Here is a 15,379-nt window from a genome sequence, read left to right on the forward strand (position 1 = left end):
CGTATATTACTTTGCTGCCGGTGTTTCAGTTGCAGGGGCAACATCAGGCGTAGCTGTTACAGGCCCCGCTGTATCTGTAAGCGGAGCTTTTGTCTCTTGCTGAGCCGGGACATCAGAAACTATGGATGTTCTCTTGATCGAGTAGAATGCAAGAGTTAGGGAAGTAATCATGAACAGGATAGCCACAGAGGTTGTTAATTTTGCAAGAAATGTAGTTGCGCCCCTGCCCCCGAAAAGTGTCTGGCTTGAGCCACCGCCAAATGTCGAGCCCATCTCAGCACCTTTGCTGCTCTGTATCAGGACGATAAATATAAGGAAAAAACAGACTAACAGATGTAAGACCACCAGAAATGTATACATATTATTTTCTTGCTCCTTTTATTATATTAGCAAAACTCTCGGGGTTAAGGCTTGCTCCGCCGACAAGAGCACCGTCTATTTCAGGTTCGGCCATTAGTTCTCCAATATTCTCAGGCTTTACGCTTCCACCATACTGTATTCTAACATTATCAGCCTTTTCCTTGTTCTGATTAAGCCATTCTCTGATGTAAGTATGTGTTTCATTTGCAATCTGCGGAGTTGCCGTCTTGCCCGTGCCTATAGCCCATATCGGCTCATATGCTATCGTAATCCCATCAAGTGATAAATCTTTCAAAGAACCTGTTAGCTGCTTTCCGAGGAGATCATATGTCCTGCCTGCCTCGCGGTCCTGAAGAGACTCCCCAATGCAAAGTATAACCTCAAGCCCCTTGCTCCTGGCCATCTTTATCTTCTTATTTACAGTCTCGTCAGTTTCGCCAAAAAACTGCCTTCTCTCAGAATGTCCGATAATGACAGTTGAGCAGCCGGCAAAGAGCAGCATATCAGCTGATATCTCGCCTGTGTATGCACCACTTTCTTCATAGAACATATTCTGTGCGCCAAGTTTTATATTTGTAGGGAGCAAAAGATGCGATGCCAGACCAAGCGATGTAAAGGGTGGCGCTATAAGGATATCAACATCAGATATGCCGTTAACAAGCGGGATAAAAGAGTTTATAAACTCCTCGGTCTCCGCAATGTTCTTCATCATCTTCCAGTTAGCTGCTATATAGGGCTTACGCATAGGTAGATAATTTATATGTAAAAAGCCATAAAAGTCAAGTTTATCAAGAGCATAAAAACTCTCTGTTCCTCAACGCAGTTGAAGTATTAAAAAAATTTACGATAATATCAACAATTGTTTAGCCTAGAGCTGTAAGGCATAATTGATTATGTTTACAAAAGCATTATTTAATTAAAGCTACTGAAAGCAATGAGGATTAAATAGTGTAACATATTGAATTTAAATGATAATATGGTAATGCATTAATAAAAATGGGGTGTTTGCCACTGATGGTAATAAAAAAGCTGGACTTGAGAAAAGAAATAATATGAATTTACAACACCTTATTATATTAAAATACTTCTACAAAGTGTGTTAGCAACACAACTGCTTTATTAATATCTTAAACTAAAAATCGCATCACTCTTCCTGCAACTCTGGTGTTTTAATTCAAAAGGATAAGAATCTGGGATAATAGTTAGTGGGGTCTTGCCGACCTCATAATTATATTATGTTTCCTAAACAGAACACCAATGCGTTCCACATGGAACATAATGCGACCATAGACAATATAAATAAATTTGTTATAGTTGTGAATATTATCTTGATAACAATCATGGGCTAAAACCATACAATCAACATATCCACATTTCCCCAAAATTACTTTTTGTTTGTTCCATGTGGAACATAATGAAATTTGTTTTTATAAATTGACAGGTTAGAGGAATATATGTTATAAGTACATGTATTAAAACCGTTGAATTGTGTTAAATATAATTGTGTCTACTAAAAATAATTATTAATTGTTGATAACCTCTTGAAAGATCTATCAAATGCTTATTTTAGGAATAGATACATCATGTGATGACACATCGGCTTCTGTTGTAGAAGACGGCTCTATAATAGTTTCCAATGTTGTATCAAATCAAAACGATATCCACCAGAAATATGGAGGGATAGTGCCTGAGCTTGCTTCAAGAAGGCACATTGAGATGATATGGCCGGTTGTTGATGAGGCAATGAATAATGCCAGTGTTAACTTCCATGACATCTCTGCTATTGCAGTCTGTAATGGCCCGGGGCTTATAGGATCACTTCTTGTAGGTGTATGCTTTGCTAAGTCACTCTCATATGTTAATGACCTGCCATTAATTGCCGTGAATCATCTGGAGGGCCACATATCTTCCGTGTTTTTAGATAATCCAAAGCCTGATTTTCCATTTATTGCCCTTGTAGTGTCGGGAGGCCATACAAGCATTTACAGGGTTGATGGTTTTGGAAAATACAGGGAAGTAAGCCGGACAAGGGATGATGCGGCTGGTGAGGCATTTGATAAGGTGGCAAAACTGCTTGGATTAGGCTATCCCGGAGGGCCATTAATTGAGAAACTGGCATCTAAGGGTGATTCGGGATCGATTTCATTTCCGAGGCATATTCTTCCTGACAGTCTGGACTTCAGCTATAGCGGCCTGAAGACAGCTGTACTTAACCATATTAAAGAAAATCCAGAATCAAAAAAAGAGGATATTGCTGCAGGGTTTCAGTCGGCTGCCATAGAGATGCTTATCAATAAGACATTAAAAGCCGCAAAAAATGAAGGTATAAAGAGCGTAGCGCTTTCCGGCGGAGTGTCGGCTAACAGTTTTCTCAGAAATAAAATTAAAGAGAGGGGGGGGAGTGAGGGTATTGATGTTTATCTCTCTTCGATGGAATTAAGTACTGATAACGCTGCCATGATTGCAGCAGCTGGATTTCACCATTACAAAAATGGAAAATTAGCTGATTTCTCTTTAAATCCAAAGGCTTATCTGCCACTTTAGCCAGCTCACGACTGGCTGTTCAATCCTATCAGGTGTTGCAGTGTCTCAGGAAGTGTGCCCATAGCTCTTTAAAACTATTGAATGTTTCTTTGCAGAAGAGGCATGTCAATGGACCATGCTTAAGCTTATGAATTAAAGATTTCAATCCGGACGGTTTTTCGTTAAGTTGTGACTCGTGCATGATAGCTATTATAACTTTTATTCATATCTTGTTACTTGATGCATCAATATTTTTATTACCACCAATGATATTTGCCCATATAAAGAGCGTTATGCCGATAGTCAGGGCAGAATCAGCCACATTAAATGCCGGCCAGTGCCAAGTTCCGACATAAAAGTCAATGAAATCAACTACTTCACCTATTGTAGCCCTGTCAATGAAGTTGCCTATAGCACCACCAAGAATCAATGAAATTGCAACGAGTTCAAGGCCCTTGGGAATTTTGATTAAGTAAACAATAATAAAGATAATAGCAATTATAGTGATTATTAAAAAGAAGGCATTACCCAGAGATGCAAAAAGGCCAAATGCAGCACCAGTGTTTTTCACCAAAACAATTCGGAGAAAGGGAAGGATATCAATTGCATTACTTGGATTGATAGTTGCAACTATCATCTTTTTTGTAATGAAATCAAGTATGGCAACAATAGCAGCTATTGTAATAATAAATGGTGTTTTCTTCATTATTTCAATGCGTTACGGCATTTATCACATATCGCAGGATGTTCAGAATTTTTACCTACAGAGATGCTCCAGTTCCAGCATCTTTCGCATTTATCTCCGTCAGCTTTTCCAATAATAACTGCCAGTCCATCGATTGTTGCACTCTTATGGGCTTCATCCGGAGCTTCTTTGCCAACAAAGACTTCCACAGAAGAGACGATAAAGAGTTCATGTAGGTATTTATTATGTTTTTCAAGGAGTTGACTGGTTTTTTCATTTACATAAAGAATGACCTTGGCCTCCAAGGCATTGCCGATGAACTTTTCCTGGCGTTTTATCTCAAGGGCCTTGTTAACTTCATCTCTGATATTAAGTATGACTTCCCACCTCTTTTCGAGATCCATGTCAATATAATCTTTATTAACCTCCGGGAAATCGCTCAGAAATACACTCTTTTCTTTTTCCCCGGGGATACAATTCCAGATCTCTTCTGCTGTGAATGAAAGTATAGGCGCAAGTAATTTTGTCAATGAAATCAAGATGTTATATAAAACAAATTGCGAAGCTCTCCTCTCTTTGGAGTCTGCATGAAATGTGTAAAGCCTGTCTTTCAACACATCAAAGTAGAAATTGCTCATGTCAATCACGCAGAAGCTGTATATAGAATGATAGATCTCGTGGAACGAATAAGTCTCGTAAGAATTACTGACTTTTTCGATCAGGTTCTGAAGCATGCTCATTGCGAGCCTGTCCATCTCAGGAAGTTCCTCTTTGGTAAAGACAATTGATGTGTCAAAATCATAAAGATTCCCGAGGAGGAACCTATTCGTGTTCCTGATCTTTCTGTATGCCTCTACAAGTCTGTCAACAATCTCATTAGATATCCTGATGTCATCTCTGTATTCAGCAGAAGAGCTCCATAGCCTGAGTATTTCTGCCCCATGTTTGTTTGTCAGGTCTTGAGGTGATATGACATTCCCGAGAGACTTTGACATCTTCTTCCCTTTCCCGTCAACAACAAAGCCATGGGTCAGCACAGCCTTATACGGCGCCCTGCCTCTCGTGCCGACTGAAGCGAGGAGAGAGGCCTGGAACCATCCCCTGTGCTGGTCGCTGCCTTCAAGATAAAGATCTGCCGGACTCGAAAGCCTCGGATCCCACTCCATCACAGCGGCATGGCTAACCCCTGAATCAAACCAGACATCAAGGATATCCTTCTCCTTCTCAAAATCGTCAGACTCGCATTTTTCACACTTGTAACCCTTTGGAATTAAATCCTTTTCAGGCTTTTCAAACCACACATCAGCGCCTGCTTTTTCCACTTCATTGACGATATTATCTATTACAGATTTATCTGTTATAAACGCCTTGCATTTTTTACACTGGAATATTGTGATCGGCACGCCCCAGGACCGCTGCCTTGATATGCACCAGTCCGGCCTGTTCTCAACCATCCCATGTATCCTGTCCATGCCCCATTTCGGAATCCACTCGGTCTTTTTAATCTCATCAATGGCAGCTTTTCTGAGATCGTTCTTCTCCATAGATATGAACCACTGCTCTGTTGCCCTGAATATAACTGGTTTCTTGCATCTCCAGCAGTGCGGATAAGAATGTGTTATGTCTTCAGGCTCACCGAGAAGTGCACCTTCTTCTCTAAGTCTGCTGATTATCCCTTCATTTGCCTTAAATACAAACTGGCCCTGAAAATCTTTCTCTTCTTCTGTAAAGATTCCCTTCTGATTGACAGGGGCGTAAACATCAAGTCCGTACTTAAGTCCAACTTCATAATCCTCTTCGCCATGCCCCGGAGCAGTGTGTACTACACCTGTTCCCTGTTCCAATGTTACATGCTCACCAAGAATCGTCTTAACTTCGCGATCTATCCATGGGTGACTGCATACTATGTCTTCGAGCTCAGAACCTGTCCATGCGCCGTCAGAAACTGTATATTCACCCTCTGCATAACCTATCTTTTCCATGCAGGCTTTAACCAGATCCTGTGCAATAATAAGTTCTCCGGCAGGCGTATTAACATTGCGGTATATGAATTCCGGGTGTAATGAAAGAGCCATGTTTGCAGGAATCGTCCATGGTGTTGTTGTCCATATAACAAAGAAAGTCCCTTTGGCAGCGTCAAGTGTGAGCTTCCCCTGCGGGTCTTTGACTTTGAATTTTACGTAGATGGAAGGCGATGTTTTATCCGCATATTCTACCTCAGCTTCAGCAAGTGCGGTGACGCAGTTCGGGCACCAGTGAACAGGCTTTTTCCCTTTATAAACATTACCTTTCTCAATGAACCTGCCAAGCTCCCTGACAATGGATGCCTCATAGTGATACGACATTGTGATGTATGGATTATCCCAGTCGCCAAAGATGCCAAGCCTCTTGAACTCTTCTCTCTGTATGTCAACAAAACCTTGCGCATATTCCCTGCAGAGCTGCCTCTTCTCAAGTATAGGGGTGGTCTCTTTTTTTGAACCGAGTTTTTTATCGACCTGATGCTCTATCGGCAGTCCGTGGCAGTCCCATCCCGGAATGAACGGTGCGTAATGGCCTTTCATGGTCTTATATTTAATGATGATGTCTTTAAGTACCTTATTCAGGGTGTGGCCAAGATGTATATGCCCGTTAGCATACGGCGGGCCGTCATGCAGGATATATCTTTTTTCATTGTCCCTGTTTTTTTTCTGGATACTGCCGTATATATCATTCTCCTTCCAAAAATCGAGAAGCTCCTGCTCCTTTTTTGTCAGGTTGGCCTTCATGGGAAAGTCTGTTTTAGGAAGGTTTAACGTATCTTTATAATCAGATGCCATAATTTTTTCTGTATCTCCTGTGCCTATGAAATAATAAGATAAAAAGTTTACATCTTTGAGTATCGTGTGTCAAGAAAACCGGCTCACTGTATCAGCTATTTTTGCAATGTAGTAATTGCATGTTAAGACTGCAGCTGTTTCTGTATAAATAGCACCGCATGATATAAATATGTTAAATTATATGCTGGAGATTATTTATATATGATGAATAAGAAAATATTGATATGGGTTATGTTCGGCCTTATGATGATTCTGATGTTTAATATACTGGATACATCCAAGACCGAAGAAGCGATGCCCTTTTCTGAATTTCTGCTTCAACTTGAGCAGGATAAGGTGGAGAAGGTGGTTATCGCTAAGCCCGAAAACCTTATCACCGGCACATTAAAAGGCGGTGCGACCTTTAAGACATATGCTGCTGATTACCCTGACCTTGTAAAAGAACTTCGCGATAAGAAGGTCAGCATAACGGCTAAACCAGAATCAACTCCTTGGTATATTAATGTCCTCTTTAATTTCGGCCCTATCATTCTGCTCGTTGTTCTCTGGGTCTTTTTTATGAAACAGATGCAGACCGGCGGCAACAAGGCTTTGTCATTTGGCAAGAGCAGGGCAAAGCTTGTCTCTGAAAAGGGCATGAAGATCACCTTCAAAGATGTAGCAGGAGTTGAAGAGGCTAAAGAAGAGGTTCAGGAGATAATTGATTTCCTAAAAGATCCTCAGAAATTCCAGAAGCTCGGCGGCAAGATCCCAAAGGGCATCATGCTTGTCGGCGCTCCCGGCACAGGAAAGACGCTCCTTGCAAAGGCGATTGCCGGCGAAGCAGGCGTGCCGTTCTTCTCTATCAGCGGTTCTGATTTTGTCGAGATGTTCGTCGGAGTCGGAGCCTCAAGGGTAAGAGACCTCTTTGATCAGGCTAAAAAGAATGCTCCATGCATCATATTTATTGATGAGATAGATGCCGTAGGCCGTCATAGAGGCGCAGGCCTTGGAGGCGGACATGATGAACGCGAGCAGACGCTTAACCAGCTCCTTGTGGAGCTTGACGGCTTTAACCCTAACGAAGGCATTATCGTTATTGCAGCCACGAACAGGCCTGATGTGCTTGACCCTGCACTATTAAGGCCGGGAAGGTTTGACAGGCAGGTCATTGTTCCGCATCCTGATGTAAAAGGAAGGCATGCGATAATCACTGTCCATTCAAAAAACATCCCTATTGACGAGAATGTAGATCTTGAGGTGATTGCAAGAGGCACACCGGGGTTCTCCGGAGCTGACCTTGCCAATCTCATGAACGAGGCTGCACTGCTTGCCGCAAGACAGAACAAGTCCAAGGTAGAGATGATAGATTTCGAGAATGCGAAAGATAAGATCATGATGGGCAAAGAGAGAAAGAGCATGATCATATCCGACAAAGAGAAGCTGAATACAGCCCATCATGAAGCAGGCCATGCGCTTATCGCAAAACTTACTCCTGAAGCAGACCCGATCCATAAGGTTAGCATAATACCAAGGGGAATGGCGCTGGGCATCACCCAGCAGCTCCCGATTGACGACAGATATACCTACTCAAGAGAGCATATTTTAAATATCCTCGCCGTACTTATGGGCGGCAGAGCAGCTGAGGAAATTGCTCTGGGACATTTGACCACAGGCGCAGGCAATGACCTTGAGAGGGCTACAGAGCTTGCAAGAAAGATGGTATGCGAGTGGGGCATGAGCGAAAATCTCGGGCCGCTGACATTCGGAAAGAAGGAAGAACAGATATTCCTCGGCAGAGAGATAGCCCAGCATAAAGACTACTCAGAAAAGACTGCTGAAGATATTGATGCAGAGGTAAAGAGCATAATCTTAGAAAGATACAGACATTCAAAAGCACTTCTCACAGAGAACAAGACGACCCTCATCCGCCTGGCAAATGCCCTGCTGGAGAGAGAGACCCTTGACGCATCTGATGTTGATGATATAGTAGCCGGCAGAGAGATGAAACCGCAAGAGATAGTAATCAAACCGAAGAAACCGGAAGACCTGGATACTAACAAGAGTCAAGATAATACTCCAAATATCATACCTCAAGGCGATATAAGCGCCGCCCCTGAAGCTACGGCATAATCCCTTCTTTGTCTCTTGAACTAAGTTCTATTGACAATTTATCTGTGTGCCTATAAGATTTTTTATCCCACTTTTGCCAATAAACTTCTAATAAAGGAGAAAAAATGAAACGGAGAAACATCACCCTCACTTATGAAGAGATGCCGAAGCAGTGGTACAACATCCTGGCAGATATCAAACTGAACCCGCCGATAGGCCCGGACGGAAAGCCTGTAGGGCCTGATTCTCTTGCCCCGGTATTTCCCATGAACCTGATAGAGCAGGAGGTAAGCACACAAAGGTGGATAGATATTCCTACAGAGGTTTTAGACATCTATTCAATGTGGCGCGCGACCCCTTTAATAAGGGCTTACAACCTTGAGAAGGCGCTGGGTACGCCTGCGAAGATCTATTTAAAGAATGAGAGCGTGAGCCCTGCAGGCAGCCATAAGCCCAATACTGCGGTAGCTCAGGCATATTACAATAAAGCGTTCGGCATAAAGAAACTCGTTACAGAGACCGGTGCGGGCCAGTGGGGAAGCGCGCTCGCATTCGCTACAAGCCAGTTCGGGCTGGAGTGCAAGGTCTTTATGGTGAGGATAAGCTTTGACCAGAAACCGCACCGCAAGACCTTGATGCAGGCATGGGGTGCTGAATGCATACCAAGCCCAAGCAATCTTACAAACGCAGGACGCCAGGTGCTTGAGAAATACCCTGATACCCCTGGAAGCCTTGGCATTGCGATAAGTGAAGCGGTTGAGGCTGCTGTAAGCGACCCGACCGGCGAGACACGCTACGCTCTCGGAAGTGTTTTGAATCATGTCATCCTGCACCAGACTATAATAGGTTTAGAGGCAAAGAAGCAGTTGGAGAAGGTCGGAGATTATCCTGACATAGTTATCGGGTGCGCCGGAGGAGGCAGCAACTTTGCAGGGCTTGCATTCCCGTTTGTACAGGACAAGATAAATGGAAAAAATGTAGAAATATACCCTGTTGAACCAGCAGCCTGTCCTACCCTGACCAAGGGGCCGTTTGTTTATGACCACGGCGATGTTGCCGGCTACACACCGCTTCTTGCCATGCACAGCCTTGGCCACGCCTTTATTCCGCCTCCAATCCATGCAGGAGGCCTGAGATATCACGGCATGGCTCCTACTGTATGCCAGCTTGTTGATGAGGGCTTGATCGAGGCTAAATCGGTTAAACAATCTGAAGCATTTCAAGCAGGCATTCTATGGGCAAGGACCGAAGGCATCGTCCCTGCTCCTGAGACGAACCATGCGTTAGCCCAGGTTGTGGCTGAAGCGAAGAAGGCGAAAGAAGAAGGTAAAGAGAAGGTCATACTTGCGAACTTCAGCGGCCACGGCATGCTCGACCTCAATGCTTATGAGAGATACTTTTCAAATAATCTGACTGACTTTGAACTTTCTGATCAGGAGATGAAAGAAGCTGAAAAGATATTTAAGGACTATCCGAAACCCCAACATCTAAAGAGCAGGTAAATATATTTTTAATTAAGGAAACAAAAGAGGCGGGCATTGGCTGCCCGCCTCTTTGCGTGTGAACAATTTAATATTTAGCTCAGGTGATTGCTGACCAGTTTGGTCATCTCGAACATAGAGACCTGTGCTTTGCCCTTGAATACCTTCTTGAGAGCGGCATCAGCATTGATGTTCCTCTTGTTCTTGCTGTCCTGAAGCTTGTTCTTCTTGATGTATTCCCAGAGCTTCTTTGTGACTTCTGTCCTGGGGATAGGCTTGCTGCCTACTACTGCGGCGAGATCATCGCTGATATTCATTGGCTTCATGAATGCAGCATTTGGTTTCCTCTTGGCAGTTTTTTTCTTAACAACTTTCTTCTTGGCAGTTTTCTTTTTGGCGACCTTCTTTGCAGCGGTTTTCTTCTTGGCAACCTTCTTCTTAGCAGTCTTCTTTTTTGCCATGCGAACCCTCCTTAAATTTTGCGGCATTTACTAATGCCGTTGAACTCTGAATATAGTTACAAAAATCATACAAAAGTTTTAAACTCTTGTCAATGAAAAATACGCAATTATCGCAATATGAAAAAAGTAAATTTCTCTAAGAAAAGAACTGCTGATTTTAAAATGGTCTCGAATGTGACTCTGGAAAATACGCGGGATCATTCTACTATGAACTTTACCTTCCCAAGAACAGTCTTATTGCTGTCCCTGATCACAACCATCCAGTCCCCTTTGAGACCTGCCAGTTTCTTGCTGGAGTATGTCCGCCATCTTGCCCCTTTCCTCACAGGGAGCGAAATATTTAAGACCTCTTTTTCACCGTAATACCAGGCAAAGGTGATAACTGTATCTCTGGTAATATCTCTCGCCTCAAGAAAACAGTAGACCTTTTCCAGGTCGTATGAGAAGACCTTTGTAGCTCCGACAGGCTCTCTGCCAAGCATGCTCTCCGAGATGAAGAGGCGGGAGACCTCCAGATTGTGAGTGTGCTCTGAGTAAGCGATAGGGGCCGTAATTAAAAGCAAAACAGCTGTAACTGCTATTATCCAATTTATGTTATTGTGTTTCTTCACCCTCTTCTTTTCCTTTGCTGTTTCACAGGGTTAAATAATAAAAATATACTATGTAATGGTAAATGATACTGCATAGTATATGACATATGCAATTGCATGGTATATTTGATTTTATAACCCCATTATTTTTATACTTGGAAAAATGATCTCCATAGTTATTCCAACATATAACGCTTCAAGGTTCATCCCAAATCTTCTGGGCTCCATATTCAAACAAGCTGTCGATGATATGGAAGTGATAATAATAGACGACTGCTCTACTGACAATACTGTTGAGCTTGTGAAGCAGTATCCGGTCAGGCTGATAGAGATGGAGAGGAACGGCGGCCCTGCCAAAGCAAGGAATAAAGGCGTAAGGGATGCTAAGGGAGATATCATATTCTTCCTTGATTCTGACGTAGTGGTTCTGGACGGCACTGTCATGGCGGTTCAAGAGTATTTCCAAAAGAACCCTTCTGCAAAGTGCGTGATAGGCATATGCGATACGAAGTCATTGAATGATGGTTTTGTGCCGCATTACATGGCAATGTTCGAGTATATACATCTCATAGGAACGAAAGGTGGAGAGGTAAGCGTTTTTGCTCCGAGGTGTGGGGCTATGAAGAAAGACTTCTTCCTTGAGATAGGCGGCTATAATGAGTCATACAAAGGGGCTGATGTCGAAGATTTTGAGCTTGCACGAAGGGTGAACAGGACTGACCCGATAATGCTTAACGAGAAGATGCTTGTAAGGCACCAGTTCGCGAACTTCAAACAGGCGATGCGGAACTACTTTAAGCGGACCGTCATGTGGGTTCACCTCTTCTTTAAAGAGAAGAAGCTGGATAACGCCGGCCCTACCGCGCCAAGCAATGGCATTGCTGCTATATGCGCATTTATCAGCTTCATGCTTTTATTGCTTATGCCTGCTGCGCCTGTTTTGAAGAATGCCGTTATCTTCCTTTTAATTATCTTCTTTTTTGCTAATCTAAAATGGTGGAACTTCATGCGCAAAGAGGCCGGGCTCTTTTTCGCGGCCAGGGCGCTCTGCCTGAACTACATTCTTGGAATTGATATCATGATAGCCGCTGCCTATGGGGTAGTGAGTTATCCATTCTCAAAAAAAGGACTGGCAGCAGCCAAGTAAAACTATGGAAAAGAATTTGGTCGTACTCTCATACGCAAACGCAAGCCCGTTCCCTTATCACGCATGGACCCCGCTTGCGATCCTCTCTCTCGGCGCATATCTTGAAGAGCACGGCATTGATGTCGAGTATTTTGACGAGAGGATACATAAGATGGAGCGGTTCAAGGAATTGGTGAGCAGGAAGCCGCTTATGATAGGACTTTCCACCATGACCTGCTTCCAGATAAAGAATACCATCAGGCTTGCGAAGCTTGCCAGAAAGATCAGCCCTGACACCCTGCTTGTCTGGGGCGGAACGCACCCGTCGATGATGGCTGAGCAGACGCTTGAGTCTGATATGGTTGACTTTGTTGTAAAGGGTGAGGGTGAACAGACGCTTCTTGAGCTTGTAACAGCGCTTCAGAAAGGCAAGACAGACTTTAGCGGCATAGACGGTCTCGGGTGGAAGGCGGGTAAGAAGATAACGTTAAACAAAGACCGCGACTTCCTTGACATAGAGGGCCTGCCGTTTCCTTATGAAGGCAAAGGCAAGGAGATACTGCTTGAGTATTTAAGAAGGTCTGGAGACACACTTGAGAATATAGGCTATGAATCCTCAAGAGGATGCCCGCATAAGTGCGGCTTCTGCTATAACGTCTATTTCCATAAAAATGTATGCCGGGTAAAGAGCGTGGAGAAGATCAGGCTGGAGCTTCTCAAGCTGAAAGAGCTCGGCGTCCGCAAGATGACCTTTTATGACGATACCTTCCTTGCCGGAAGGAAAGACGTAATGGCCAATATCGTCGATCTGCTCGGAGAACTCGATTTCAAGTGGATAGCCAATGTGAGGATAAATACCTTCACGCCCGAACTTCTGGAGAAGTTTAAGAAAGGCGGCTGTGTCTACCTCTTCTTCGGCGTTGAATCGCCTGATGATGATGTGCTTAAGTTCATCAGAAAGGGGCAGAACAGGCGCATGATAGATGAAGGCATCAAGGTCATCTCACAAGGCGATATCCCGACTCTCTACTCACTTATGATAGGCCTGCCGGGCGAGACAGAGGAGCAGATGAACAGAACCCTCGACTTTGCAGATGAGATACGCAGGAGGCATCCGGGAGCAGAGGTGCCTATACAACCGTATGTGCCACTTCCAGGGACTTTGATGTATGAAGAGGCGCTGCAGTTAGGATTTAAAGCCCCGACGCATCTTGAGGGATGGAAGAACTTTACAAATGATGAGGTCAGAAACCCATGGATAAAAAATCCAAGGTTGCTGCATGCCATTTATATAAACTCTTTCCTCGCATTCCGATATGACAGGTTCCTTAGAAATTTCTGGAGCAGGTTGGTCTTTGGCCCATTACACAAGCTCTCACTCTGGAGATGGAAGCATCGCAATTACAAATTCTTTGTTGAGATCTATATGTATCTGACTTACAAACGCCTCGGCAGGTTCTTTATTATTCTTGAGAAGATGATCAAAGGTTAGGATCGCCTTTGATGAATTAACGTTATGCCTAAAATCGCCCTTCTTCCTGACAGCCTCATTAACAAGATAGCCGCGGGCGAAGTTATAGAGCGTCCGGCATCTGTTGTAAGAGAATTGCTGGATAATTCAATTGATGCCGGAGCTACAAAGATAGATGTCGAAGTGCTGCACGGCGGGAAGAAGCTGATGAAGGTATCTGATAACGGCTGCGGCATGGACAGAGAAGATGTGTCATTATGTTTTCAAAGGCATGCTACAAGCAAGATATCATCTGAAGACGATCTCTTCAATATCTCCACTCTCGGGTTCAGAGGAGAGGCGCTTTCGTCGATAGCCTCTGTCTCAAAGGTCACTCTGACAACTTCATCTCAAGATGCAGTAATCGGTACAAAGGTTGAGATCGGGACAAGGCGCGAGATGGAGCTAGCAGATGCACCGCCTTTAAAAGGCACAACCATTGAGATTCGGGATATATTCTACAACACCCCTGCAAGAAGGAAGTTCCTCAAGAGCACGCCTACTGAACTTTCACATATAATCGAGGCCGTGGTACAGAAGGCGTTCGCCTATCCTGGGATATCCTTTTCACTCTCTCATAACAACGGTGAGATATTGAACGTTCATGTGGCAGCTGACCTCAGGGAGAGGTTTGGCCAGCTTTACGGTGAAGAGCTGGCAGAAGAGTTTATCGAAATAAAAAAAGAAGGTTCAGGCATGAAAGTCTATGGATTTACATCAGGAGAGAACTTCACAAGGGCAACAAGGAGCCACCAGGCGATATTTGTGAACAACAGACCGGTGAAGAACCTTACTGTAAATCATGCTCTCTATAATGCGTACAGCCACAGCATTCCAAGTGGCAGGCACCCGGCATACTTTATATTTCTTGATGTCGATACGAAAAAGGTTGATGTTAATGTCCACCCTGCAAAACGCGAGGTGAGGTTTGAAAAGCCTGATGAGATACATAAGATTGTCAGTGCTGCAATTTATGAGGCTCTGAATCCTGAAAGCTCTTCAGGCTCTGTCTATGCCTCATCTCCTGAAGCCACCGGAGAAAAGAAGGATCAGAATTTCAGTTACGGCCGGGACAGCGCCGGGTTCCGCGAATCCCTTGCCGGCCTTGTCAGAGAGTCCCAGACCGACTTCTTCGCGTCCGGCATCACCTCCGATGTTCCGGCATACTTTCATATAGGCGAGTCTTTTATAGCACATGGCACAAACGACGGCCTGCTTATTATTGACCAGCATGCTGCGCATGAGAGGATACTGTATGAGAAGTTCCTGAATAAGGCCGCAGTTGAAGCTGAATCGCTCTTCCTGCCTCTCAGGGTGGAACTCCCGGTCAAAGAGTTCAGCATAATTACAAAACATAAAGGCTTTCTTAAGGAACTCGGACTTGAAGTAGAGGATTTCGGCGGTAATAACGTGATAGTAAAATCAATGCCTAAAGAGCTGAAAAAGGCTGACATAAAGTCCCTGCTCCTTGATATCGCATCCAACATACTTGAAGAAGAGACATCCGGCATAAAAGGGGATATAGATAAAGCATCCATGCTTGATAAGATAGCAGCCAGGCTGGCATGCCATACATCAGTGAGGGGAAGTGAGCCGATAGGCAATGAAGAGATAGCAAGAATGATGGATGACCTCCAGAAATGCAAAGAGCCCGGCAAATGCCCGCACGGAAGGCCTACAAAGATATATTTATCCTTGGATGATCTCCAGAAGATGTTCAAGCGGAAGTAAAT

The 15,379-nt window shown here is 44.0% G+C and carries 12 protein-coding genes; 6 read left to right on the forward strand and 6 right to left on the reverse strand.

Annotation, left to right across the window (positions count from 1 at the left end):
* Positions 1-6: 6 nt before the first annotated feature.
* Together secG and tpiA are read right to left on the reverse strand one after the other, a co-directional pair.
* Entirely contained in the window at positions 7-360 is a 354-nt protein-coding gene (gene secG / locus Q7U10_02400) for a preprotein translocase subunit SecG (protein ID MDO8281470.1), read from the reverse strand.
* 1 nt (position 361) lies between these two features.
* Positions 362-1,105 (reverse strand): triose-phosphate isomerase, encoded by a 744-nt coding sequence (gene tpiA / locus Q7U10_02405; protein ID MDO8281471.1) that lies wholly within the window; start codon positions 1,103-1,105, stop codon positions 362-364.
* Between the two features lie 812 nt (positions 1,106-1,917).
* On the opposite strand from tpiA, the gene tsaD reads away from it, so the two are divergent.
* The gene (tsaD, locus tag Q7U10_02410; GenBank protein MDO8281472.1) at positions 1,918-2,904 is read left to right on the forward strand and encodes a tRNA (adenosine(37)-N6)-threonylcarbamoyltransferase complex transferase subunit TsaD; all 987 of its coding nucleotides are present in this window, start codon (positions 1,918-1,920) and stop codon (positions 2,902-2,904) included.
* A gap of 202 nt (positions 2,905-3,106) precedes the next feature.
* Here tsaD and lspA read toward each other — a convergent pair whose 3' ends face one another.
* Entirely contained in the window at positions 3,107-3,589 is a 483-nt protein-coding gene (gene lspA / locus Q7U10_02415; GenBank protein ID MDO8281473.1) for a signal peptidase II, read from the reverse strand.
* Complete coding sequence (gene ileS, locus Q7U10_02420; protein ID MDO8281474.1) at positions 3,589-6,387, reverse strand: isoleucine--tRNA ligase; 2,799 nt, start codon at positions 6,385-6,387, stop codon at positions 3,589-3,591. The genes lspA and ileS overlap by 1 nt, the downstream gene beginning before the upstream one ends.
* A gap of 204 nt (positions 6,388-6,591) precedes the next feature.
* Here ileS and ftsH point away from each other — a divergent pair, with 204 nt between their 5' ends.
* Together ftsH and Q7U10_02430 are read left to right on the forward strand one after the other, a co-directional pair.
* Entirely contained in the window at positions 6,592-8,499 is a 1,908-nt protein-coding gene (gene ftsH, locus Q7U10_02425) for an ATP-dependent zinc metalloprotease FtsH (protein MDO8281475.1), read from the forward strand.
* A 104-nt stretch (positions 8,500-8,603) separates the two neighbouring features.
* Positions 8,604-9,980 carry a TrpB-like pyridoxal phosphate-dependent enzyme gene (locus tag Q7U10_02430; protein ID MDO8281476.1) on the forward strand — a complete coding sequence of 459 codons (1,377 nt, stop codon included), beginning with the start codon at positions 8,604-8,606 and terminating at the stop codon, positions 9,978-9,980.
* Positions 9,981-10,054: 74 nt separating this feature from the next.
* Here Q7U10_02430 and Q7U10_02435 read toward each other — a convergent pair whose 3' ends face one another.
* Both Q7U10_02435 and Q7U10_02440 read right to left on the reverse strand, forming a co-directional pair.
* A complete protein-coding gene (locus tag Q7U10_02435; protein MDO8281477.1) occupies positions 10,055-10,420 on the reverse strand; it encodes an SWIB/MDM2 domain-containing protein in 366 nt (121 codons plus the stop codon).
* Between the two features lie 197 nt (positions 10,421-10,617).
* On the reverse strand, positions 10,618-11,031 hold the full coding sequence (locus Q7U10_02440) for a DUF2914 domain-containing protein (protein MDO8281478.1): 414 nt from the start codon (positions 11,029-11,031) through the stop codon (positions 10,618-10,620).
* A gap of 142 nt (positions 11,032-11,173) precedes the next feature.
* Between Q7U10_02440 and Q7U10_02445 the strand changes: the two genes are divergently transcribed.
* From Q7U10_02445 to mutL, 3 genes are read left to right on the forward strand one after another with little or no spacing between them, the layout of a single operon-like run.
* A complete protein-coding gene (locus tag Q7U10_02445; GenBank protein MDO8281479.1) occupies positions 11,174-12,157 on the forward strand; it encodes a glycosyltransferase family 2 protein in 984 nt (327 codons plus the stop codon).
* A 4-nt stretch (positions 12,158-12,161) separates the two neighbouring features.
* The gene (locus Q7U10_02450; GenBank protein MDO8281480.1) at positions 12,162-13,628 is read left to right on the forward strand and encodes a radical SAM protein; all 1,467 of its coding nucleotides are present in this window, start codon (positions 12,162-12,164) and stop codon (positions 13,626-13,628) included.
* A gap of 24 nt (positions 13,629-13,652) precedes the next feature.
* Positions 13,653-15,377, forward strand: a complete 1,725-nt coding sequence (gene mutL, locus Q7U10_02455) for a DNA mismatch repair endonuclease MutL (GenBank protein MDO8281481.1) — start codon at positions 13,653-13,655, stop codon at positions 15,375-15,377.
* Positions 15,378-15,379: the final 2 nt, after the last annotated feature.

It is taken from the genome of Thermodesulfovibrionia bacterium (genome assembly GCA_030646035.1).
In the GTDB taxonomy this organism is placed as follows: domain Bacteria; phylum Nitrospirota; class Thermodesulfovibrionia; order UBA6902; family UBA6902; genus JACQZG01.

Coding starts and splice junctions, on each gene's coding strand:
- secG (MDO8281470.1), bottom strand. CDS start 360: ATGTATACATTTCTGGTGGTCTTACATCTGTTAGTCTGTTTTTTCCTT.
- tpiA (MDO8281471.1), bottom strand. CDS start 1,105: ATGCGTAAGCCCTATATAGCAGCTAACTGGAAGATGATGAAGAACATT.
- tsaD (MDO8281472.1), top strand. CDS start 1,918: ATGCTTATTTTAGGAATAGATACATCATGTGATGACACATCGGCTTCT.
- lspA (MDO8281473.1), bottom strand. CDS start 3,589: ATGAAGAAAACACCATTTATTATTACAATAGCTGCTATTGTTGCCATA.
- ileS (MDO8281474.1), bottom strand. CDS start 6,387: ATGGCATCTGATTATAAAGATACGTTAAACCTTCCTAAAACAGACTTT.
- ftsH (MDO8281475.1), top strand. CDS start 6,592: ATGAATAAGAAAATATTGATATGGGTTATGTTCGGCCTTATGATGATT.
- Q7U10_02430 (MDO8281476.1), top strand. CDS start 8,604: ATGAAACGGAGAAACATCACCCTCACTTATGAAGAGATGCCGAAGCAG.
- Q7U10_02435 (MDO8281477.1), bottom strand. CDS start 10,420: ATGGCAAAAAAGAAGACTGCTAAGAAGAAGGTTGCCAAGAAGAAAACC.
- Q7U10_02445 (MDO8281479.1), top strand. CDS start 11,174: ATGATCTCCATAGTTATTCCAACATATAACGCTTCAAGGTTCATCCCA.
- Q7U10_02450 (MDO8281480.1), top strand. CDS start 12,162: ATGGAAAAGAATTTGGTCGTACTCTCATACGCAAACGCAAGCCCGTTC.
- mutL (MDO8281481.1), top strand. CDS start 13,653: ATGCCTAAAATCGCCCTTCTTCCTGACAGCCTCATTAACAAGATAGCC.